This is a genomic window from Sinomicrobium oceani, assembly GCF_900119185.1.
GTDB classification, from domain to species: domain Bacteria; phylum Bacteroidota; class Bacteroidia; order Flavobacteriales; family Flavobacteriaceae; genus Sinomicrobium; species Sinomicrobium oceani.
On sequence record NZ_FPJE01000002.1, the window covers coordinates 34,283 to 54,956 of the forward strand.

Here is a 20,674-nt window from a genome sequence, read left to right on the forward strand (position 1 = left end):
GGAAAAAACAAAAATAAGCTTCTCAAAAAAACATCTGTATGGCCGAAGTACAAGCTTATGATCTGCGTACCGGTTTTTTCAGATGTTTCCATATTTTCCGGGTTCCGACGTATGCTTTTTTATCGGATCTGAGGTAGCGCGAGCTCAAAACCACCAGTAGGGCCACACAGGCCGTGGTACCAAGTGCACCACCATATCCCTGAAAATACGCGCTGGTATGCAATAGTATTACACTATAAATAAGCGCTGCCAGACCGATACCCAAATAACTTGTCGTCTGTCGTGCCGAAACCATCCCGACAAAGGTAGCCCCGATAAAGGCTACGGGAATAAGCCGTGTCAGCTCCGCCGGGAAAAGGTCGGGAAAAAACCGGAAAAACAGCGCTACGATCATACTCCAGGTTGCAGAAGAACGTACTGCCGACCACGACCACCGGGTACAACTGTAGTACGTTATCCATGTCCCTGTCAAAGCTGTTATAATCAATACCAAAAGCTCCATATATTCCATAATTGATAAATAACCGATGCGATCACGACCCCTGTAAATGCAAGTGTTCCCAGTTTACCGCCCACACCATGGAGAATATTCCGGGAAAACATAAGAAAAAAAGCTGTGATCAGCGAGGCTATGGTTACAAAGGTAAACCCGTTGGCCACATCCGGACTGGACATCCCTACGAAAGCACCACAATAGAGCACCTCCGGCAAACGCGACAGGTATGCGGATCTCTTGTTTATCGCCGGTATAAAAGAAGCGGCAAACCCCGTTACGGAACCGCCGAGCACGGGCCCCAGTCCCATTTCCGTGTTCAGCGCAAATGCGATCAAAGCACCTGCAGGTACCCACATCACCAGTTTCCAGGAGTCATAATCGAAGCCCTCGATATGTAACGGCGATTTCAGATAGGAAAAAAGCACAATAAACAGCAAAGCCGCTATAAAGATGAGGATATAAAATGGCGCTTTAAACTCTATGAGGATAATCAGCAGAAATATGAAGTGAATTAAAAACAATGCCCCTATCAATCCGTTTCTGGCCAGGTTGCCTTTTTTCGTTCTGTTCATGCCGCAAAAATAATAAGGAGCGCAGGAATTATAAAGAAAAAAGGCCGAACATTTTTCCCGTTTTCAGGATCTTTGTGAAGACTTGCACCCCGGTGGTTTTCGTGACTTCAGGGTACAAAAAAAGGCAAGCTACCTACATCGCACCGCTACGACCGTATACCCTTGCTGCGTTCCCACCCTGGGGGATTCTACAGGAGCTGGTCGTGTAGGACTTGCCGGGTGCAAATGTACTTCTTTTTTATATTTTGCCAAAGGTTTTACCATCTTAATTTTATTGAATACATTGCCATATCTTAAACAAACCGCAATGAAAATGCTCAAATGGTTAACAGTCAATTTACTACTCTGCCTGTTCATGGCCTGCAACGGGGAAAAAGCTTCGACCAAAAATTTTTCCATCACTATCGGGGACGGATCCGATAAGGTACAATACAACCAGAACGTACAGGTTAAGCTCAAAAACAGAAAGAACAAAACTATCGATTCTGTCGTTTACAGTATCGACGGAAAGCGGATGGACAATAGGGACGGGAACATGGTTTTTACAGGTATCCGTCTCGGTCACCGCAATCTCGAAGCCCAGGTGTACTACGACGGTAAATCGGACCGGATATCGACCAAAGTTGCCGTACTGGCAGAAAAAGCCCCGCAGCTCTACTCCTACACCATACTCCACGAATATCCCCATGACAGCAATGCCTTTACCCAGGGACTGGAGTTTCTCAACGATACGCTTTACGAAAGCACGGGAAGACGCGGGCAGTCTTCTTTACGGCAGATCGATTACCGCACCGGTACCATCCTTCGGAAAACCGGACTGGATTCCATGTATTTCGGAGAAGGCCTCACCATTCTCAACAGAAAAATATACCAGTTGACCTGGAAAGCCAACATCGGCTTTGTCTACGATATGAAGTTCAACAAAATCAAAGAATTCCGCTACGATCAAAGTACCGAGGGCTGGGGGCTTTGCAATGACGGCACACATATATATAAAAGTGACGGTACCGAAAAAATATGGATTCTCGACCCCGAAACCCTGGAAGAGAAAGACCATATCGAAACGGTGACCAATACCTCGGTATTCTCCATGGCCAACGAACTGGAATTTGCACATGGAAAAATATATGCCAATACCTGGCAAAAAGACGGAGTTATGATCATCAACCCCCAAAGCGGTGCTATCGAAGGTGTCATAGATTTCCGGGGACTTAAGGACAGAGTTAGCCAAAACAACAATCTCGATGTGCTCAACGGAATTGCCTACCACAAGGAAAACGACACATTTTTTGTCACCGGGAAAAACTGGGACAAAATCTTCGAGGTCAGGATCGTCGCCAAACAGGAATAATTACCATATCAATACTATAAACATGCCCTGGATAACCCTTATTATCGCCGGCCTGTTCGAGGTAGGTTTTACATTCTGCCTCGGTAAGGCCAAAGAAGTACCTGCTCCGGCTTCCTACTGGTGGGTCACCGGTTTTTTCATCTCCCTTTCGGTGAGTATGTATCTCCTCTACCGCGCAACGCAGGTCTTACCCATGGGTACGGCCTATGCCGTATGGACCGGAATAGGTGCCGTGGGTACCGTACTCATGGGGATACTGTTTTTTAAGGAGCCGGCAGACTTCTGGAGATTGTTCTTTATCAGCACGCTCATCCTTTCTATCGTGGGCCTCAAAGTGTTTTCGCATTAAGATATCCGGAGGTTGCTGTTTGTCCCGATCTCGTACGGATCTTTATCCTGTTCGAAGATCCTTGCGGTAAGATCGCCGCGAAGTGTAATGGTATCCCCCGTTACCTCGAGCCAGCTCCCCTCCCGCAATCCCACAACAGGTTGCGTATTGATACGATGAAACTCCCTGATGCGTGTTTCGCGGGTCTCCCCCATGTGTTTACTGCCTTCGGACGGGTCGAGGTAATGCGGATTAATATTAAAGGGTACAAGCCCCAGTGTTTTAAAGCTCGGTGGGTAAATAATAGGCATATCATTGGTGGTCTGCATGGTCAGTCCCGTAATGTTAGCCCCTGCACTGGTACCGAAATAGAGGACACCGCCGAGTACTGCGTCGCGAAGCACTTCCATGATCCCGTTTTTATACAACTGGGTCACCAGTAAAAAAGTGTTTCCTCCACCGGTAAAGACGGCTTTGGCATTGCGAAGTGCTTCTGCCGGATCGTCAAAGGTATGGATACCGGAAACAGACTTCCCTATAGCGGTAAATCCTTTACGGGCAATTTCGGTATAGGCATCATGCGATATCCCTCCCGGACGGGCATACGGTATAAAAAGGACCTCTTTGGTATCTTTAAAAAATTCTTCGAGTTGCGGTAAGATATAAGCTAAATAAGAACTGCCATGAACCGTAGAAGTACTGGCAATGATAAGTTTTTTCATCAGCCTGTTTTTTATGTGATGCTTAAGTGGATTTTTTGTAAATTTAAATAATTGTATTTAACAAAACTTTAATTGTGATCCTGTTTTTTTTCCGGTAATCTTGTATTTTCTTTATCTTTAAAATCTCAACGGAACGCTGTTTGTCCGTGTGATCTCCCGGGATCCGGAAGTAACGGTGTATATATTAGAGTGATAAACTAAACAGACCCTATGCGAAAAGTACTTTTTATTCTCACACTTTCACTTATTTTCACATTACAACTTCAGGCTCAAGACGACGACAGGGTCATTCTCCGGGGAAAAGTATTATATAAAAACACCAATGTTCCCAACCAGAACGTCATCAATATAGATACCGAAAATGCGACGATCACCAACGATGATGGCGAATTTGAAATTTATGTCAAAAATGGCGACCACCTCGCTTTTACTGCGGTAAACTATAAACTGAAAACCGTAGAGATCAACGACAGTATCCTGAAAAACAACAGACTGGTTATCGAAGTCAACGAAAAGGTAAACGAACTGGACGAGGTTGTGGTGACTCCCGACAACGAAGAAAAATTCCTGGAGCTCAAGGGAGAAGAATTCAAGAAGTTCGATTATGAACAGGATTATTCTTCGACTGCGCAGAACATGGCCACTCCGGAACACAGTCTGCAAAACGGAATAAACTTTGTAAATATCTTCAAAGCATTGTTCAAGGCCGATGAAGGTGCGGAGGGCACCAAAAGACAGCTTAAAGTAAGCGAAGTTCTACGCCAGGTGTATAATGATGAGTTTTTCGTAGCCGACCTTAAGATCCCGCAGGATAAGATCGATGACTTCCTCTATTATTGCGACGACAGGATACCGAGACAGTCACTTCTCCGAAAAGACAACGAATTCGAACTTATCGAATTTCTCGTAAAACAAAGCGAGAATTACAGGAAATCACTCCAGGAGGAAAAATAGATCCTTTTTCAGTATTTCCGGAGCACCGGCACCATCTTTAAAACACCGTTTTGTCTGCACTTCCTAAAAACAGGCTCTCACTCTTTATCATGCTGTTTTCCATATATGGAGTTCAGGCTCAAAGTACGTTTAAGGGGCAGGTAGAAAATGCTTTTTCCGATGTCACCGGCGTACATGTCATCAACCGCTCGCAAGGCAGGGCCACCATTACCGATGCCAGAGGCTATTTTGAACTTCCTGCACAGCAAGGGGATACCGTAGTTTTCTCGGCCGTACAGTTTAAAAAAGAAGAGATGGTGATCGGTGCAGCCATGCTCGATAGCCCGGAACTGCTGATACACCTGACCGAAAAGGTCACGGAACTGGACGAGGTCGTACTGAAAAACCTGACGGGAAACCTGACAACGGATCTTCGACGGATAAAAACCGATAGCGTCACCGCTATCCACATGGGGCTGCCCAATGCTACCCGGCGTCTTCCCACACAGACCGAACGCCGGCTAAACGAAGCTACTACAGGCGGAGGGTTCATTCCGTTAAACCCTATTATCAATGCCATTAGCGGAAGGACCAAAATGCTTAAGGACCGGTTGCGCAAAGAAAAAGCTACTGCCCGACTGGAAAAAATACGGAACGCTTTTGACGATGATTTCTTTAATTCCATCGGAATTTCAACAGAAAACATCTACAATTTTTTATACTTTTGTTCCGTTCAACCGGGATATGACGCTATTCTGGCAGCAGACAACATGATGTCCCTGCAGGAATTCCTCGAAAAATGTGCAGGTACCTACGCCCCTTCCCCGCCTTCAACCCACTGATCTTATACCATGGTTAAACCGTTATCCTGATATGCATAAGTTTTTAAAAATAAGTATACTGCTCCTCCTTCTTCCCCTGACGGGCTTTACGGCTATACACAAATTTTATGTCAGTACGACCGACATCAATTACGACAGGGAATCAAGAGCCATACAGATCGTATCGCGTGTCTTTGCCGATGATCTGGAAAAAACCATAGATAACAGGTATGAGATCAAATCCGGGCTTATCTCCGAGCACGAACTTCCTGACGCCGATACGTACCTCGAAAACTATTACGCTTCCAAACTCCTGATCACCGTTAACGGCCGCAAAGTAACTCTGCGTTACCTGGGCAAAGAATACAAAGACGATATGGTGGTCTCCTACCTCGAAGCCGTAGATGTCCCGCTTCCCACCTCCCTGAAAACCGAAAACAAACTACTGTACGAAACATACCCCGAACAGCAGAATATCGTACATATACGGTCGGGAGATACCCGAAAAAGCTTTTTACTGCAGAAAGATGAGGATCAGTGCGTGTTAAAGTTTGACAAGTAATGGCCTGCCGTATAAAAAATGAATAATTTGCGACTTTGTTTCACCGAACTAACACCACCCTAAAATATGAATGTATCGAGATTAGCAGTATCCTGTGCCCTGACCCTGTCGCTGTGCAGTGGTGTACGAGCCCAGGAAGAGCCACAACAGGGACATACCAATACCAATAAGTTCCGGCAGATGTACCAGGAATTCAGTACGCCCAATATGTTCCGTACGGCTTCGGGCGCTCCGGGGCCTGCGTATTATCAGCAACAGGCCGACTATAAAATCGATGTGGAACTGGACGATAAAAACCAGAAATTATACGGATCGGAAACCATTACCTACATCAATAATTCTCCCGACAAGCTGGAATATCTCTGGGTACAGCTCGATCAGAATATCCGTTCCAAAAATTCCCCGGCCCTACAGAAAAACGAGGAGACTATGGCTCCTGCCGATACCCCACAAGGCTTTACAGAAAAGTACCTGACACCCGCTTTCGACGGCGGATTTAATATCGAATATGTAAAAGATTCCAAAGGAAGGGCCCTACCCTACACCATCAATTTTACAATGATGCGTATAGATCTGCCGGAAGCTTTGAAACCCGGCGAAAAGATCGCTTTCTCCGTAAAGTGGTGGTACAATATCAACAACCATATTACCAATCGTGCCCGCAGCGGTTTCGAGCATTTCCCGAAAGACGGTAATAACGCTTATATCATTGCCCAGTTCTTTCCCAGGATGGCAGTGTACAACGATACCGAGGGCTGGCAGAACTACCAGTTCTGGGGCAACGGGGAGTTTGCCCTCCCTTTCGGCAACTACGAAGTAAATATCACCGTACCAGCTGATCACGTACTGGAAGCCACCGGCGAACTGCAAAACCGTAAGGATGTCTTTACCAAAACTATGATGGAACGCTATGAGAAGGCCACCAGATCATTTGACGAACCGGTAATCATCGTAACACAAGAAGAGGCCGAAGCCAAAGAAAAATCATTCTCAGACCAGAAAAAAACCTGGAAATTCAAGGCACAGAACGTCCGTGACTTTGCTTTTTCTACTTCCAGAAAATACATACTCGATGCCGTGGCTGTGAAAATCGGCGACAAAACCGTGATGGCCGAATCTCTTTATCCCAAGGAAGGGAATCCGCTTTGGGAAGAGTATTCCACCAGGGTTGTAGCCCATACACTCCAATCATACTCCGCTCATACCTTCGATTACCCGTATCCGAAGGCTATTTCCGTACACGCCAAAAACCAGGGAATGGAATATCCGATGATCTGCTGGAACCATGGAAGACCCGATGAAGACGGCAGCTATTCCGACCGGGTCAAATACGGAATGATCAGTGTAATCATCCACGAGGTCGGTCATAACTTCTTCCCGATGATCGTGAATTCCGACGAAAGACAATGGGGATGGATGGACGAAGGACTCAACAGTTTCCTACAGTACCTTACCGAGCAGGATTATATGGAAAATTATCCTTCCCGCCGTGGAAAACCCTCCACTATGGTTACATACATGCGTGGTAACCAAGATTTTATAACCCCTATCATGAGTAACCCGGAAAATGTCTATCAACTCGGTAATAATGCCTACGGAAAACCCGCCGCCGGACTCACCATCCTCCGCCAAACGGTTATGGGGCCCGAACTCTTCGACTATGCATTTCGTACCTATGCCAGACGCTGGATGTTCAAACACCCCAATCCAGAGGACTTTTTCCGCACCATGGAAGACGCTTCCGGTGTGGAACTCGACTGGTTCTGGAGAGGATGGTTCTACACTACCGATTATGTGGATATAGGTATTAAAAACGTCCGGAAGTTCTTTGTAGCCTCCAAACCCAATGACGAGGTAAAAGCCGTACTGAACGAAAGGAACATCCCCGAGAACGCCCCTATCGTTTTTATGGCCGAAGAAGGTAAGGAAAATTACAACGACAACCTTAAAACCGGCACACCGCAGGACCACTCCACACCGCTACGGGAATATCTTCTGGACAACTTTTCTCCGGAAGAACGCGCGCAGCTCAGGCAACCCGCATTCTTTACCGAAATAACTTTCGAAAAACCGGGTGGCATGCCTATGCCGCTCATTGTAGAATATACCTATGCAGACGGCACTACCGATACGGTTACTTATCCGGTGGAGATCTGGCGAAAGAACGATGCGGAAATATCCAAGGTTATCGCGACTGATAAAGAAATCGTAAAAATAGCGATAGACCCCAGGGAGGAAACAGCCGATGTAAATATCACAAACAATTTCTGGCCGCAGGAAGCCCAGAAATCGGCCTTCGAGACCTTTAAAGAAAAGGTAAACAAACCCTAAATACACTACGGGCGTCTCTTTCGGGAACGCCCGTTTTCAGCTGGTTTTAGCCAAACAGACAGGTAATCAATACGGTAAAAGCCCTCTTTGATTTTTGTTTGTATTTTATGTTTTGCAGCTTATATTTTTTCTGTATATTCGCGCAGCATTAGAGAAAACGTTCTTTACTATATGCAGTCTTAGCAGACCATCGGGGTGTGGCGCAGTTGGTAGCGTACACGCATGGGGTGCGTGTGGTCGCTGGTTCGAGTCCAGTCACCCCGACAGAGGTTAAACCAATAGTTTATAAAGCACTGTTAATCGTATGATTTTCAGTGCTTTTTATTTTTATGATATCAACTGAAATCATCTAAAAAGTGTGCAATTCGGTGTGCAAATTGGTGAGTATTTTTATACTCCTAACAGTCGTCGGCTCAACGCTTATCTGGATGAAGTGTACAGCCAGCTACTCGACTGCCACAAGCAATTGTTGAGCGAACTTAAAGTCATTACTCCCGATGCCATTAAAAAACGGTTTCTCGGTGAGGACGAGCAGCACAAAACCCTGATGCAACTTGTCACCTATCACAATGAAAGTATGGTGCATACTTTAAAGCCGGGCACCATGAAGAACTACTACACTACGGAGAAGTATCTGAAAGCCCTTTTAAGGGAGAAACTAAAGGTAAGTGACATCTACCTCAAACAACTGAATTATCGCTTTATTACGGACTTTGAATACTATCTACGTACCTGTGTTGGGGCATACCAAACTTTCTACTAAGCAGATTTATGCATGGGTATTGGAAGGAAAAATACATGAAGATATGCAGATTTCGGAGAGCAGGTTAATGTCAAAGGAGACGGATAAATCTGATAAGAATTCAGGATAAAATCATTTTATTTTACCCAATATATGGGAAGTCTCTCCGGGAGAAAAGGAACTTCATTAAAGTTGGCAAGGATCTTGCATTAAAAATGTAAACAAAATTGTTTATATTTGTACTATGGCCAACTTCTTAAAATACAAGGGAATTCATCCGGGGATTGTTTTAAAGCGTGAATTAAAAAAGCGTTCATTAAAACAACGTCCTTTTGCTATGGCCATACAGGAACATCCGCAAACTTTGAATGCCATTATCCGGGGCGAAAGAAAGCTAAATACGGCTTTAGCCCTTAAGATCGAAGAAAAACTGGGACTGGAAGAAGGTACATTAGCCATTTTGCAGACCTATTATGACATCCGTAAGGAAAAAGAAAAACGGCCTTCAATAACACCCGATCTTTCCTTACTGAGAAAACCCCTGTTTTGGGATACCGATATAAACCGTATAGACTGGCAAAAGCAATATAAAGCAGTTATCAGAAGAGTTTTTGAACGGGGCAATGAGACCGAAAAAAACGAAATCCGTCGTTTTTACGGAGCAAAAAAAGTAAATGCTGTACTGAAATCAATAACCAGAAAACCCTATACCGTTTCAGGTAGAGAATCATAAAGAATGCTATATTACAATACAGTAAACCATTGGCTCCGCAACAGCTTGGTTCAGCTTATGACGGCCGGGGAATTCAGCGATTTCAGATTAGTAGGCGGCACTGCATTGAGTTTGCAAATCGGGCATCGGGAATCTATCGATATTGATCTCTTTAGCGATCTTGCCTATGGCGATATTGATTTTAACAGAATAACCAAATATTTGGAAACGAACTTCCCGTATATAAATCACCTGTCTGATGTAGTCCCGGCATTGGGCAAATCCTACTTTATCGGGGAGCGTGCAGAAAATGCCTTAAAACTTGATGTTTTTTATACAGACCCTTTTATTCAGCCTCCTCTGGTAGAAGATAGCATTCGTATGGCTACTGTTGAAGAAATTATTGCTATGAAACTCGATGTAGTACAACGCGAAGGACGTAAAAAGGATTTTTGGGATTTGCACGCACTTTTCGATTCATACAGTATCGACCAAATGCTACGGCTACACGAACAGCGTTATCCTTACAACCACGACAAAGAACTCATACTAAAAAAATTCACGGACTTTTCCAGGGCGGATGAAGATTTCGATCCCTCATGTTTATTGGGGAAATACTGGGAATTTATAAAAGAAGATATACAGGAGGTTATAAAGAATTACAGAGATTAACCTTAATCGAATATTTTATGAACAATTTTAATGAATATCTCCATAATTTTGCTGTTTGGACAGCGGCCAGGGCAGTACAAAGAAATTTTACCAATACTCAAAATATTAAAGCTGCTATTGACCATGCCCGGCTAAAAGAAAACCTTATAGATACTCCCCTGAACTTCTTTCAAGAATCTGAATTTGATGAATTTCACCGTAAGACCTCAAATGATTTAATGGATTATTTTAAAGGGATTAATATAAAAGACCCAACTTATGGTAGAGTAGCAAAGATTATTTCTATTTACATTAAAACGGCCATAATCATCAGGGATTCGGGAAAGGGTGAGATTTCCAGGGTAGCACATCCTCCCATAGATAATATTTTGCTAACAAATCTGCATAAAGAGAATAAGCTATTGAAAGTAGGAAATACAAAATGGACACAGTTAGGTGAAAAACAATATTTTCTTTTGATTGAAAAATTAAGGACTTTGAATTTTGAATATTTTTGGCAAATAGAGAAGTATTGGAAACCTACACGAAACTAATTATGGCTGAGTTAGCCGGAATTCCCTTATTATAAAAAAAACAATTTAACAGAGTCGTTCATTAGTTGTAGTCTACAATAGCTTATAAGCTAATATCGGGAGCAGTTTTATATTCCGTTTCTGCTTTTCCAAGCGCTTAATGTTGTCGGATGTTTATTATCCATTGGATAATTCCGTAATACAAAGTCAAATTGTTTGGCTGTCAATAGAACAAATGTTCCGTCATTACCGTAATCTATAGGATAAAATTGCTCATCAGAACCTTGTCTTCCCAACTCCATGTTTCACATTTTGATAAAGTTTACATACGCTATCCCCTATTATGGAATGTTCAATGTCATGGGCACACAAAAAAACTATTTCACTATCCAGCGCTATATCTTCAAGTTCCTTAAAAGCATATAGAACTGCCGATAAATATTTACAGGAACTGGATTATGATTTCATTATAAAGTTCGAAAAATATTTACGGGGGCTACGTTCCGGGGAACCATCAAAAACCGATAGGTAGCAATACCATAATGAAGCCTATCGAACGGTTCCGAAAGCTGCTATATCTGTCGCAAAAACTGAAATGGATAGAACGTCAGTTGAAACTAAGGATACCGGAACAGGTCGTGAGACGGAACATTCAACGTTTCCCTATGATTTCATGTTTAAACTGACCACAGAAAAGTTGGAGTATTGGAGATCACCATTTGTGATGTCCAATCACATCTAATAAAATAGGATTACGATATGTGCTCCCTTTGCATTTTCCGAACAAGGGTTCACCATGCCCTTCAGTATATTGAACAGGTAAACATTTCCATCGTCAGGGGATAGCAAGCATCTTGCGGACTATGGGAATTTAAAGGAGCAAATGGCCGAATTTCAAATAGAAATAAACATTAAATCCAAGGACATCTACCAAGCGTTGAACTACCTGTTGCAAAAAGATAAGGTACAGATTGACCAAAAGAACAGAAAGCAAATTGGTTTTTAAAAAAGTAATATTTAACAAATCAAAGGAAACTGCCACTATTCAATGTACCGTATGATCTATTTGAATTTATTAACTTTGCATGATGTCAAGAAATTTGTCTACATACAACAACGAGTTAAAACTAAAAGGCTTCAATGTCTTTCAAATTGAGAAAGACGGCAATGCGACCAAGGTGTATAGCCGAAAGGATTTTTATAAAATCTGTTTGACCACGGGTAAAAGCCGTATTCACTATGCTGACAGAAGCTTTGATGCCGAAGCTACCATTCTATTTTTCGGAAACCCGAATATTCCCTATTCCTGGGAAACGCTCTCTACCAGATATGTGGGCTATACTATTCTTTTTTCAGAAGATTTTTACACTTCGGGGAAGCATTCGGAAACGTTGCAAAAATCACCTTTGTTCAAAATGGGTGGCACTCCGATTTTAGAAATTTCAGAAGACCAACGACTGTTTTTGAATAGCATTTTTCAAAAGATGATTGAAGAACAACAATCTGACTATGAACATAAAGACGACCTGATTCGTAATTATATCGACTTGATTTTGCACGAATCCTTAAAATTAAAACCGTCTGAAAATTACAACCAGGACAAAAACGGAGCGGAACGATTGACTAACGTTTTTATGGAGCTCTTGGAACGGCAATTTCCAGTAGAAAGTTCCGATAGGCCTCTTCAATTGAGAACTGCCAAAGATTATGCAAAGGACCTTTCGGTACACGTCAATTACCTGAATCGTGCCGTAAAGGAAGTTACGGGAAAAACTACCACAACCCACATTTCAGAGCGCATTATCAGTGAAGCCAAAGCCATTTTACAAAACACCGATTGGAATGTTTCGGAAATCGCATACGCTTTGGGATTTGAGTACCCAACTTACTTTAATAATTTCTTCAAAAGGCAAACAGGAGTTAGTCCATCTTCCATTCGGTTAGAAAAAGTTTGATTTTCATAATCATTGGTTTGAAAATCTTTAACGGCACCTATTAAAATCACCCGACCTTTGTATCAAAGAATACAAAGATGGATAAATCGGATATTTTTAAGCGATTGGGAAACGGAGAAATTATTTCATCCAGTGACAGCCAAAGAAAAGAATTAAGAAATGCTTCATACGACACGAAAAAACTACTCGTGCAAATGAACAATGTAACAGACCCAACTGAAATCAGAAATTTGTTGAGTCAAATCACAAACACGGAAATTGACGAAAGTGTGGCCGTGTTCACCCCTTTATATATCAATTATGGCAAGCATACCAAAATCGGTAAAAATGTATTTATCAATTTTGATTGTGTGTTTTTGGATTTAGGCGGTATTACCATTGAAGATAATGTACTTATAGCACCAAAAGTCAGTTTGCTTTCCGAAGGACATCCTATTTCGCCAGATGAACGCCATTCACTTGTTCCAAAACCTATCCGTATCAAAAGGAATGCCTGGATCGGAGCAAACGCTACGATTCTACAAGGTGTTACCATCGGCGAAAATTCGGTAGTTGCCGCAGGTTCAGTGGTTTCAAAAGATGTTCCTGACAATATGATTGTAGGTGGTATTCCGGCAAAAATCATTAAAACTATTGAATAATACTGAAAAAACTCGATGTGCCATCATCCTTATTCTTGGCTGTATTCAATTGTGTGCCTGGGGTAAGGACAAAAAGTGGAGCACATCAATACAAGATACAATGAAACTAAAAATAACAATAGAGGGAAATACGGCAACAGCAATTTTATACAACACCCCGACAAGCAGGGATTTTGTGACCATGCTTCCGCTTACCGTAGAAATGGACGATTATGCCAATACGGAAAAGATATTCTATCCGTCGCGAAAACTTTCAGTTCAGGATGCCCCAAAAGGTTTCAACCCGTCCGTTGGCGATATTACGCTGTATGCCCCTTGGGGAAATATTGCTCTGTTTTATAAGGATTTCGGCTATTCCAACGGATTGATTTCCTTGGGAAAAATTACGAGTGGAATAGAGTATTTCAAAGTAAAAGGAAAAATTGCCGTAACCTTCGAATTGGAACAATAACTCAAAATTAAAAGCTATGAACAAGTATATCAAAACCATTGCAATCCTTACAGGAAGTTTATTCCTGATAACTGCTTGCAATTCAAACGATGAAAAAAAGCAAGAAAATATGAACGCAGACAAAAACGAATTGGACGCTATTTTTCCAAAAGGCGAAAAAGGCCCTTCAGATTTTTTTACAGGAAATGCATATAATATTGGATTGGTAGATGTGGACTCCGTTTTCACCACAGCCGTTGGCAACGTGTTTTTTGAACCCGGAGCAAGAAGCAATTGGCATACGCATCCATCAGGACAAATATTGATTATCACAGATGGAGTTGGCTACCACCAAATTGAAGGACAGCCCATTGAAATCATCAAAAAAGGAGATGTGGTAAAGTGTCCGCCAAATGTAAGGCATTGGCACGGAGCAAGTCCAGATGTCGGATTACAGCAATTGTACATCGTGCCCAACACTGAAAATGGCATTGTCGATTGGCAGGAAGCCGTAACCGACGAGGAGTATAAAAAGCAACAAAATTAAAATAAGGAAAATGAAGATACAATTGGTAGCAATGACATTTTCGCTGTTGCTATTGGGAGCTTGTCAGCAAAAAAGAGAAGTTAAACAAGAAGCACAAACACAAAAATCAGAAATTATGAGCAAGACAGCAGAACATTATACTTTTGAGTTGAGCGATAAGGTGATACGTCAGAAAGTAGCCTTCAAAAACCGTTACGGCATTGAATTGACAGGTGACTTGTACCTTCCCAAAAATGGTGGAAACAATTTACCGGCATTGGCAATAAGCGGGCCATTCGGAGCGGTAAAAGAACAGTCTTCAGGCTTGTATGCCAACCAAATGGCAGCACGTGGATTTGTAGCTTTGGCATTTGATCCATCCTACACAGGAGAAAGCGGTGGCGAACCACGCAACGTGGCATCACCCGACATCAATACTGAAGATTTCAGTGCTGCAATCGATTTTCTTGGTTTACAGGATAATATTGACAGAAACAAATTGGGCATCATCGGCATTTGCGGATTTGGCGGTTTTGCACTCAACGCCACAGCGGTGGATAAACGGATAAAAGCTGTTGCCACGACCAGTATGTACGATATGTCGAGAGTAAATGCAGAGGGATACTTTGGCTCTACCACACCTGAACAACGTCGTGAAATACTTAAACAAATGAGCCTGCAACGTTGGGAAGATGCCAAAAACGGCATACCAAAATATCCCGAAAACGGATTGGCACAAACCAATGAGAAATCACCGCAATTCGTGAAGGAATATTATGATTATTACAAAACTGAAAGAGGTTTTCACGAACGTTCTTTAAACTCCAATGGCTCATGGACAGCAACCAATAGCTTGTCCTTTATGAATATGCCGCTTTTGACTTACATCAAGGAAATTTCGCCAAGACCAATGTTACTGATTGCAGGAGAAAATGCACATTCTAAATATTTCAGTGAAGATGCTTACAAAGTTGCTTCCGAACCCAAAGAGTTATTGATTATCCCCAATAAAGTACATACCGACTTGTATGACAAAACCGATGTCATTCCCTTTGACAAATTGGAATCTTTCTTTGAAGAGAACTTGAAATGAGAAAAAGGATTCAAGTTCAGTTTAGTTTTAAAGGAAGCACTTTACACACTTTTTTTGGATGATGTGATTAAGGTGCTTCCTTTTTTCCCATAAAAGTGGATCAGACATGTTTTTATAGTACGAATCCCTAAATCATTTTAAGAGCCTTAAGATGTGTAACGCTTACCCGTATTGGCTGTAGTCTTTTTATTTTAATCCCATATCTCTGGTCGATTAATATTCATGGCTCTTAAATAGGAAAGAAACTGTCCTGCGTGAACAGCTTCGTGATATCCAATACGCAATAAATATTTTCCGAGGATTTTCTTCTCCCCATTACCGGGATGAATGATTTCAGTTTCGTTTAATTCCGTATCCGAAAATTGCCGGACACTTTCCAAAAATGTATTCCGGTAGGGTTCGGCAAATTCAAGTTCGTCAGTAACACTACGGAATGGCCGATTTTTCCAAGGCGTTTTATAAGCTGTCATATCCCCTTTATTTATTATGATATTCCATCCATAGTCGGCTTCTAAAACGTGCCTGATCATTTCTATTGCAGTCATTGCTTTTTCGTCAGGTTTCCAATGGTAATAGTTTTCAGGAAGTTCTTTCCAGAGTTTTACGCTTTTTCTCCTGATTTCCGTAAAGTTTAAAATTATAAGTTCCGATGGAGTCATTCTCTTTGTTTCAAAAATATGGTTTCACATTATAGTCAACGGCATTGTGTATGACACATGCTCTCCGAAGAGCAACACCACAAACCTTTTATACCGCAACAGCATGGTTCGGATTATGAAGACTGTAATTCAATCATTTAAGATCAGCAAAACAGTACCATTCTCACATATCGTAATCCGTAAATCCCAAAACATTTCCCGCAGGATCTTTAAATTCTACAGCCCAGCCTGTGCTAATTTTGTATGGTGCAGTCAAAAATTCCACTCCTTTATTGTTTAGTTCCTCATAGGTCGCCTGAACAGACGCTACCTTAAACCAGATCGCAGGTTTGGCTGTCGGAAATTTTGTAAGGTCTTTCAATATTATCGCGGGTTCGTTTTCTCCTACCTTAAACGCCGTCATCCCCATATTGCTAAAATCAAATTTGAGGTCGAGCCCCAATGTATCGCGATAAAAGAACTTTGATTTTTCCAGGTCTGTTGCTCCGAGGAAAAAATTGTCGTAATCTTCTATTTTCATCTGTAAATCAACTTTTGAATGAATACTAATTTTTTGTCTGCCTGATCCCAATTCAATATTTCGGCATCCACAAGGTCTTTGTGTTTTTTGCGAATATCTCTCAGGGAATTCCCTATGGATTTCCTCAAATATTCGCTGTCGTCAGATTTTGCACTTGCAATAAACCGAATGGCTGTTTCAGGGTTTTCTTTAAAATAAGGGCGGCTTGTCCAGATACGCAATCCTTCGATAACCGCTCTTTTTACATTCGGGTTTGTGGCTGTCAGCCATTTTTTAACGGTCGGTAAACTCTTTTCATAGCCTATAGCCTGGCAATAGTAATCCAATGCCTTTGCCAGCATTTCCTGCACACGCCAATCGTTGTCGTCTGCAACTTTCGTTTCGAGAAGCCGGAGGGCTTCGGCATTGTTAACCGAAAGTTGTCCCAAAAGATAAGTGGCCAGCATTCTGACCTGATAACTGGGGTCCGTCAAAAATTTTGTCGCAAGATCAAAATGCTTTTGTGTTTTATCTGCCAAAATAATATCACCTGCCTCAATAATATGCCTGAACCCGTGTTCAATTTTCTTTATGTCGTCAAGGAGTTTTTTCATCGCTAAAGTCATGGAGTTACTCCCCTGTCACCGACAAACCTACTGTTTCTCTCATAGATCAAATCTCAGTACAACACCCTTTTCCCGTTGATTTACAGCTTCATACATCACGATGCCGGTTGTCGTGGACAAATTCAGACTCTCCACCCTACCCTTCATCGCTATGGTCAGGCAATATTCGCATGCTTGAATGGCCTTTTCGCTCAATCCGCGGGATTCGTCCCCGAACCAAATGGCAAGTTTAGGATATGTCAGATCCGATTCGGGTAGCCCTACCTGTTTCCTGCACACGGGATGCGGGGATGTTCCTACGGAGATAAACTGACTATCGGAAAGAAAACCGATACAAGATTCGGTGGTATCAAATACTTTGACGAACGTCCATTTGACAGCTCCGTTGGAGTGTTTTAAAAGTGATTTTCGCTGTCTGATCTCTTCCGGGTTATCCGCAAGCCTGTGCTGTCCGTCGATTATAAATAACTTGTCAACCCCAAGTCCGTTGATGTTACGGATAACATTTCCGATATTGATCATGTAATTCGGATTCTCCAACACCGCAATAAGTTCAAAGTGGCCCGTCAATTTTTTATACAGATTAAATTTAGATCGATGATATCATTTCCTATTTCCGGATGATACCATACCTTAAAGATAAACAGAATTATCGTCCTAAACACATTCTATGCCTGGTAAAGATTTCGTGTCTGCTCCATTGAAATATCCAGTAATGAGTTAGCGTGCATTACCCGATCTTTTCTATTTGTCTTCTTTTGTCATATACGCATTCCAATGCAGTAGTCCGTTGCAGACTGCAAGCCAGATCAGTCCGTGATTATCAATATCCGTCTTTTTATATTCCCATTTTATTTTTTCATTTCCGGAATCTTCCAATATGGCGATGACTTCCTGTAACGGACCGTCAAATTCATTTTCGTAACGATCACCGCATCCATTTGTAAAATAAAACGTCTTATTTTTTTCCAGGTCATTACCGACAAATTCTTTATATCTATCTACAAACTGCTTTTGGTCATAATTATAATTGGGACTCAGCAAAATATTGTAATCGAACAAGTTGTCTGTTTTCATCGAAGCATAGGTTACAAAAGTTGCTCCGAGCGAGTGACCGATGCCCAACCTGTAATCCTGAACTCTGTAATTTTTTTTGAGAAATGGTTCTACTTCTTCCTGTATATGTTGTATCAGAAGGTCTGCATGCCCCATAGGAGGTTCATACCTTTTTAAAGTCTCCACGTGGTTGTTCGGAGGTAGAAATTCATCCCACCGGTCTTCGGTTACTATGCCTACAATAATAACAGGTTCGATGGTGTTCATAGACAGTAATTGAATATTTCCGCTTATATAATTGAAAATCCGGGTGTTTTGGGCATCAAAAAGATAGAGGACTTTAAAATGCCGGTTTTTTTCCCAAAAGTATTCGTCCGGGATGAATATCTGTAATTCCCTTTGTTTCTTGTAAACTTCCGATTCGATAAATATGGTTTCGGATACTGCATAGTACGCATCAGGATCGGGTTCTTCCTGGGTGAAAGCCAAAAAGGAAAACATGAAAATTCCTGTTAAAAATAGTGTTTTCATGGATGTTTTGTTCTATGATCATGTGAGGTATTATTCGCGTCCGGAATTTCAGAAAGGATATGAATACCGCTGTTTTTCATAAGCGCACTGGCATTAAAATCATAACAGATATCCGGGTAAAGCTGATAGCTGAAAACCATGGTCTTGTTCCTGATCTCGCTGTTAAAACTGTAATTGGTCACCAGCTTCTGATCTCCTGCCAGTTGGGCCAGCTTTATATCATGAGTTGCGATAATTCCGGATGTCCTGAGCCCGCTTAACTGATGTATCAGCGAAAAACCTCCCTTGTGCCTGTCCTCCGAGTTGGTTCCTTTGAACATTTCGTCCAGCAGAAAAAAAATGTTCCGGTTATCGGCTATCAGTTTCAGCAGTTTTTCTATCCTGTGTAGTTCCGCATAAAAAGAAGATATCCCACTCCGCAAATTATCGTGGGTACGCATACTGGTAAATACGCCCAGGTTAGAAACCCGTGCGTATGTGGCGCAACAAGGTGCTCCTGCCAGGGCCAGTACGAGGTTTACTCCGACCGTTCTTAAAAAAGTACTTTTCCCGCCCATATTTGAGCCTGTGATCATAACCACATTCCCGGGCCCTTCCGACACAAAATCATTGCATACCCGGTCGTCCGGAGCTATCAGCGGATGGCCCAGAGACTCAAAATAGACTTCGTTGTCTTTGGATGAAAGTTCCGGAAATGTATAGGAGGGATTCGAATACCAAAAACCTGCAAAACTGTTGAGTACTTCAAATTCACTCACCGCTTCTGCCCACGATTTTAAATAGGTTACATGTTTTGTTTTCCACTTTTCGGTAGCAAGAATCAGGTGTATATCCAGCAACAGGAAAATGTTCACTATCGTGTACATATAATTGCCTCCCAACGGCATCCTTTTCACAGGTCTTTGATACGAAAACTCCAATATACTGCATATCCGGCCTATTTCGGCAGATGCCGAATAGCCATTACCGACAAATACCGCCCTTAAGGCTTGCAGTTTCCCGGAGCTGAAGTTCTCACTTTCCATGTTCCGGATAAGGGCCCGGTACCCTCTGAGGGTGTCCATATTTTTTGTAGAAGTTTCTACGATATCTTCGGCTTGGGGCCTTATTTTTTTCAAAAACATTCCATTAACAGACAACAACAGTATCATAAACCCGAAATATACTACACCGGTTGTTGTGCCAAGCCCGGTGTAAAAGCAATATGCCGAAAAAATAAAAAGTACGGGAAGAATAATTGCAACGGTGCTGTAAATATGGCGACGTTTCAGTAATACCGTTGGTTTTCCCACCCAATTCATCAATTCAAAATAATCGCTTTTCTTATTCCGGAAGTGCATCCCTGCGGCCTGGAAATCCTGCCTCCATGCCAGTTTCCCGGATAATTCCTTTATTGCCCTTTGTCTTTCAACAATTTCGGTGTCAGATGCAGATTCGGACAACCATTCCGCTAAGCGTATCATCCCCGATTCCGTAGTAGTCCTGTTTATCAGCTGAAAAACAGAATGCGGCCCGAAAATATCCAGGTCGGAGGTGTACGGGTGATCGGGATCGATAAATCGTTCCCCGGAGTCAAATTTTTCCAGTTCACACTTTCCCCTGCGAATTTCGGAGGCATTGATATCTTTCAGAAATGCGGCGTGCCGTATACGGTAGGCGATATGATCATGAAGTTTTAAAACCCTGTTAAAGCACAAGATCAAGACCGGTAATGCCAGCCATAAGGGAATGATCAGCTCCAGGCTGAACAAGGTGATCACCATAGCTATCGCGGTGATAAAAACAAGAACCCTGAACAGTGATATGCTGCTTAACCGTTTTTTCAAACGGATAATTTCAAGATCGTACTTCTTTACATGTTCGTGGTAAATATTCATAAGGTTATTTTTTAAATCGGATGAATC

General features: G+C 42.2%; 25 protein-coding genes, 1 tRNA gene and 1 other RNA gene. 16 read left to right on the forward strand and 11 right to left on the reverse strand.

Translation table 11 applies throughout. From position 1 onward, the window contains the following. Nucleotides 1-55: 55 nt before the first annotated feature. The 3 genes from BT112_RS01725 to ffs all read right to left on the reverse strand — a co-directional run bounded on the left by BT112_RS01725 (nt 56) and on the right by ffs (nt 1,286). Nucleotides 56-502 (reverse strand): hypothetical protein, encoded by a 447-nt coding sequence (locus BT112_RS01725; RefSeq protein WP_072315613.1) that lies wholly within the window; start codon nt 500-502, stop codon nt 56-58. Further along, the gene (locus BT112_RS01730) at nt 484-1,068 is read right to left on the reverse strand and encodes a hypothetical protein (protein ID WP_072315614.1); all 585 of its coding nucleotides are present in this window, start codon (nt 1,066-1,068) and stop codon (nt 484-486) included. The genes BT112_RS01725 and BT112_RS01730 overlap by 19 nt, the downstream gene beginning before the upstream one ends. Nucleotides 1,069-1,187: 119 nt before the next feature. Next, nucleotides 1,188-1,286: signal recognition particle sRNA small type (gene ffs / locus BT112_RS01735), an RNA gene on the reverse strand. A gap of 89 nt (nt 1,287-1,375) precedes the next feature. Between ffs and BT112_RS01740 the strand changes: the two genes are divergently transcribed. Together BT112_RS01740 and BT112_RS01745 are read left to right on the forward strand one after the other, a co-directional pair. Further along, nucleotides 1,376-2,419 carry a glutaminyl-peptide cyclotransferase gene (locus BT112_RS01740; RefSeq protein ID WP_072315616.1) on the forward strand — a complete coding sequence of 348 codons (1,044 nt, stop codon included), beginning with the start codon at nt 1,376-1,378 and terminating at the stop codon, nt 2,417-2,419. Between the two features lie 22 nt (nt 2,420-2,441). Continuing rightward, nucleotides 2,442-2,768: a DMT family transporter gene (locus tag BT112_RS01745; protein WP_072315618.1), complete on the forward strand. Its 327-nt coding sequence runs from the start codon at nt 2,442-2,444 to the stop codon at nt 2,766-2,768. Here the strand turns inward: BT112_RS01745 and pepE are convergent. Next, on the reverse strand, nt 2,765-3,469 hold the full coding sequence (pepE, locus tag BT112_RS01750; protein WP_072315619.1) for a dipeptidase PepE: 705 nt from the start codon (nt 3,467-3,469) through the stop codon (nt 2,765-2,767). The genes BT112_RS01745 and pepE overlap by 4 nt on opposite strands. A gap of 210 nt (nt 3,470-3,679) precedes the next feature. Between pepE and BT112_RS01755 the strand changes: the two genes are divergently transcribed. The 9 genes from BT112_RS01755 to BT112_RS01795 all read left to right on the forward strand — a co-directional run bounded on the left by BT112_RS01755 (nt 3,680) and on the right by BT112_RS01795 (nt 10,775). Continuing rightward, complete coding sequence (locus BT112_RS01755) at nt 3,680-4,423, forward strand: carboxypeptidase-like regulatory domain-containing protein (protein WP_072315620.1); 744 nt, start codon at nt 3,680-3,682, stop codon at nt 4,421-4,423. A gap of 50 nt (nt 4,424-4,473) precedes the next feature. After that, nucleotides 4,474-5,244 (forward strand): carboxypeptidase-like regulatory domain-containing protein, encoded by a 771-nt coding sequence (locus BT112_RS01760; RefSeq protein ID WP_139275940.1) that lies wholly within the window; start codon nt 4,474-4,476, stop codon nt 5,242-5,244. 31 nt (nt 5,245-5,275) lie between these two features. Beyond that, a complete protein-coding gene (locus tag BT112_RS01765) occupies nt 5,276-5,785 on the forward strand; it encodes a DUF6702 family protein (protein ID WP_072315623.1) in 510 nt (169 codons plus the stop codon). A gap of 66 nt (nt 5,786-5,851) precedes the next feature. Next, nucleotides 5,852-8,116 carry a M1 family metallopeptidase gene (locus BT112_RS01770; RefSeq protein WP_072315625.1) on the forward strand — a complete coding sequence of 755 codons (2,265 nt, stop codon included), beginning with the start codon at nt 5,852-5,854 and terminating at the stop codon, nt 8,114-8,116. A 191-nt stretch (nt 8,117-8,307) separates the two neighbouring features. Next, nucleotides 8,308-8,380: transfer RNA gene (locus tag BT112_RS01775), tRNA-Pro, on the forward strand. Between the two features lie 106 nt (nt 8,381-8,486). Further along, nucleotides 8,487-8,879 (forward strand): phage integrase SAM-like domain-containing protein, encoded by a 393-nt coding sequence (locus BT112_RS01780; RefSeq protein WP_245776962.1) that lies wholly within the window; start codon nt 8,487-8,489, stop codon nt 8,877-8,879. A 223-nt stretch (nt 8,880-9,102) separates the two neighbouring features. Further along, complete coding sequence (locus BT112_RS01785; protein ID WP_072315627.1) at nt 9,103-9,591, forward strand: helix-turn-helix transcriptional regulator; 489 nt, start codon at nt 9,103-9,105, stop codon at nt 9,589-9,591. Nucleotides 9,592-9,594: 3 nt separating this feature from the next. Further along, nucleotides 9,595-10,242: a nucleotidyl transferase AbiEii/AbiGii toxin family protein gene (locus tag BT112_RS01790; protein WP_072315629.1), complete on the forward strand. Its 648-nt coding sequence runs from the start codon at nt 9,595-9,597 to the stop codon at nt 10,240-10,242. Between the two features lie 17 nt (nt 10,243-10,259). Further along, nucleotides 10,260-10,775 carry a hypothetical protein gene (locus BT112_RS01795; protein ID WP_072315630.1) on the forward strand — a complete coding sequence of 172 codons (516 nt, stop codon included), beginning with the start codon at nt 10,260-10,262 and terminating at the stop codon, nt 10,773-10,775. Nucleotides 10,776-10,882: 107 nt separating this feature from the next. On the opposite strand, the gene BT112_RS21465 is transcribed toward BT112_RS01795, so the two are convergent. After that, the gene (locus tag BT112_RS21465; RefSeq protein ID WP_175545721.1) at nt 10,883-11,056 is read right to left on the reverse strand and encodes a hypothetical protein; all 174 of its coding nucleotides are present in this window, start codon (nt 11,054-11,056) and stop codon (nt 10,883-10,885) included. Nucleotides 11,057-11,842: 786 nt separating this feature from the next. Here BT112_RS21465 and BT112_RS01800 point away from each other — a divergent pair. The 5 genes from BT112_RS01800 to BT112_RS01820 all read left to right on the forward strand — a co-directional run bounded on the left by BT112_RS01800 (nt 11,843) and on the right by BT112_RS01820 (nt 15,399). After that, a complete protein-coding gene (locus tag BT112_RS01800; RefSeq protein ID WP_139275971.1) occupies nt 11,843-12,709 on the forward strand; it encodes a helix-turn-helix domain-containing protein in 867 nt (288 codons plus the stop codon). 77 nt (nt 12,710-12,786) lie between these two features. Next, on the forward strand, nt 12,787-13,350 hold the full coding sequence (locus BT112_RS01805; protein ID WP_072315634.1) for a sugar O-acetyltransferase: 564 nt from the start codon (nt 12,787-12,789) through the stop codon (nt 13,348-13,350). Between the two features lie 100 nt (nt 13,351-13,450). Next, nucleotides 13,451-13,801, forward strand: a complete 351-nt coding sequence (locus BT112_RS01810) for a cyclophilin-like fold protein (protein ID WP_072315636.1) — start codon at nt 13,451-13,453, stop codon at nt 13,799-13,801. A gap of 16 nt (nt 13,802-13,817) precedes the next feature. Continuing rightward, entirely contained in the window at nt 13,818-14,327 is a 510-nt protein-coding gene (locus tag BT112_RS01815; RefSeq protein WP_072315637.1) for a cupin domain-containing protein, read from the forward strand. Between the two features lie 115 nt (nt 14,328-14,442). Beyond that, on the forward strand, nt 14,443-15,399 hold the full coding sequence (locus tag BT112_RS01820) for an alpha/beta hydrolase (protein ID WP_245776970.1): 957 nt from the start codon (nt 14,443-14,445) through the stop codon (nt 15,397-15,399). Between the two features lie 191 nt (nt 15,400-15,590). On the opposite strand, the gene BT112_RS01825 is transcribed toward BT112_RS01820, so the two are convergent. The 6 genes from BT112_RS01825 to BT112_RS01850 form a co-directional block, all read right to left on the reverse strand. Then, nucleotides 15,591-16,058 carry a DinB family protein gene (locus BT112_RS01825; protein ID WP_072315641.1) on the reverse strand — a complete coding sequence of 156 codons (468 nt, stop codon included), beginning with the start codon at nt 16,056-16,058 and terminating at the stop codon, nt 15,591-15,593. A 163-nt stretch (nt 16,059-16,221) separates the two neighbouring features. Continuing rightward, on the reverse strand, nt 16,222-16,578 hold the full coding sequence (locus BT112_RS01830) for a VOC family protein (protein ID WP_072315643.1): 357 nt from the start codon (nt 16,576-16,578) through the stop codon (nt 16,222-16,224). Further along, nucleotides 16,575-17,171, reverse strand: coding sequence for a HEAT repeat domain-containing protein (locus BT112_RS01835; RefSeq protein WP_083564757.1), 597 nt, complete (start codon nt 17,169-17,171; stop codon nt 16,575-16,577). The genes BT112_RS01830 and BT112_RS01835 overlap by 4 nt, the downstream gene beginning before the upstream one ends. Nucleotides 17,172-17,222: 51 nt before the next feature. Further along, nucleotides 17,223-17,753: a TrmH family RNA methyltransferase gene (locus BT112_RS01840; RefSeq protein ID WP_083564731.1), complete on the reverse strand. Its 531-nt coding sequence runs from the start codon at nt 17,751-17,753 to the stop codon at nt 17,223-17,225. A 174-nt stretch (nt 17,754-17,927) separates the two neighbouring features. After that, nucleotides 17,928-18,770: an alpha/beta hydrolase gene (locus tag BT112_RS01845; protein WP_072315648.1), complete on the reverse strand. Its 843-nt coding sequence runs from the start codon at nt 18,768-18,770 to the stop codon at nt 17,928-17,930. Next, nucleotides 18,767-20,647 (reverse strand): MutS-related protein, encoded by a 1,881-nt coding sequence (locus BT112_RS01850; RefSeq protein WP_072315650.1) that lies wholly within the window; start codon nt 20,645-20,647, stop codon nt 18,767-18,769. The genes BT112_RS01845 and BT112_RS01850 overlap by 4 nt, the downstream gene beginning before the upstream one ends. Between the last annotated feature and the right edge of the window lie 27 nt (nt 20,648-20,674).

Excerpts from the sequence above, each read along its gene's own strand:
- BT112_RS01790 (WP_072315629.1), top strand. The coding sequence starts at position 9,595 with ATGCTATATTACAATACAGTAAACCATTGGCTCCGCAACAGCTTGGTT.
- BT112_RS01825 (WP_072315641.1), bottom strand. The coding sequence starts at position 16,058 with ATGACTCCATCGGAACTTATAATTTTAAACTTTACGGAAATCAGGAGA.
- BT112_RS01835 (WP_083564757.1), bottom strand. The coding sequence starts at position 17,171 with ATGAAAAAACTCCTTGACGACATAAAGAAAATTGAACACGGGTTCAGG.
- BT112_RS01765 (WP_072315623.1), top strand. The coding sequence starts at position 5,276 with ATGCATAAGTTTTTAAAAATAAGTATACTGCTCCTCCTTCTTCCCCTG.
- BT112_RS01730 (WP_072315614.1), bottom strand. The coding sequence starts at position 1,068 with ATGAACAGAACGAAAAAAGGCAACCTGGCCAGAAACGGATTGATAGGG.
- pepE (WP_072315619.1), bottom strand. The coding sequence starts at position 3,469 with ATGAAAAAACTTATCATTGCCAGTACTTCTACGGTTCATGGCAGTTCT.
- BT112_RS01745 (WP_072315618.1), top strand. The coding sequence starts at position 2,442 with ATGCCCTGGATAACCCTTATTATCGCCGGCCTGTTCGAGGTAGGTTTT.
- BT112_RS01755 (WP_072315620.1), top strand. The coding sequence starts at position 3,680 with ATGCGAAAAGTACTTTTTATTCTCACACTTTCACTTATTTTCACATTA.
- BT112_RS01850 (WP_072315650.1), bottom strand. The coding sequence starts at position 20,647 with ATGAATATTTACCACGAACATGTAAAGAAGTACGATCTTGAAATTATC.
- BT112_RS01795 (WP_072315630.1), top strand. The coding sequence starts at position 10,260 with ATGAACAATTTTAATGAATATCTCCATAATTTTGCTGTTTGGACAGCG.
- BT112_RS01810 (WP_072315636.1), top strand. The coding sequence starts at position 13,451 with ATGAAACTAAAAATAACAATAGAGGGAAATACGGCAACAGCAATTTTA.
- BT112_RS01820 (WP_245776970.1), top strand. The coding sequence starts at position 14,443 with ATGAGCAAGACAGCAGAACATTATACTTTTGAGTTGAGCGATAAGGTG.
- BT112_RS21465 (WP_175545721.1), bottom strand. The coding sequence starts at position 11,056 with ATGGAGTTGGGAAGACAAGGTTCTGATGAGCAATTTTATCCTATAGAT.
- BT112_RS01770 (WP_072315625.1), top strand. The coding sequence starts at position 5,852 with ATGAATGTATCGAGATTAGCAGTATCCTGTGCCCTGACCCTGTCGCTG.
- BT112_RS01805 (WP_072315634.1), top strand. The coding sequence starts at position 12,787 with ATGGATAAATCGGATATTTTTAAGCGATTGGGAAACGGAGAAATTATT.
- BT112_RS01800 (WP_139275971.1), top strand. The coding sequence starts at position 11,843 with ATGTCAAGAAATTTGTCTACATACAACAACGAGTTAAAACTAAAAGGC.
- BT112_RS01845 (WP_072315648.1), bottom strand. The coding sequence starts at position 18,770 with ATGAAAACACTATTTTTAACAGGAATTTTCATGTTTTCCTTTTTGGCT.
- BT112_RS01830 (WP_072315643.1), bottom strand. The coding sequence starts at position 16,578 with ATGAAAATAGAAGATTACGACAATTTTTTCCTCGGAGCAACAGACCTG.
- BT112_RS01725 (WP_072315613.1), bottom strand. The coding sequence starts at position 502 with ATGGAGCTTTTGGTATTGATTATAACAGCTTTGACAGGGACATGGATA.
- BT112_RS01815 (WP_072315637.1), top strand. The coding sequence starts at position 13,818 with ATGAACAAGTATATCAAAACCATTGCAATCCTTACAGGAAGTTTATTC.
- BT112_RS01740 (WP_072315616.1), top strand. The coding sequence starts at position 1,376 with ATGAAAATGCTCAAATGGTTAACAGTCAATTTACTACTCTGCCTGTTC.
- BT112_RS01785 (WP_072315627.1), top strand. The coding sequence starts at position 9,103 with ATGGCCAACTTCTTAAAATACAAGGGAATTCATCCGGGGATTGTTTTA.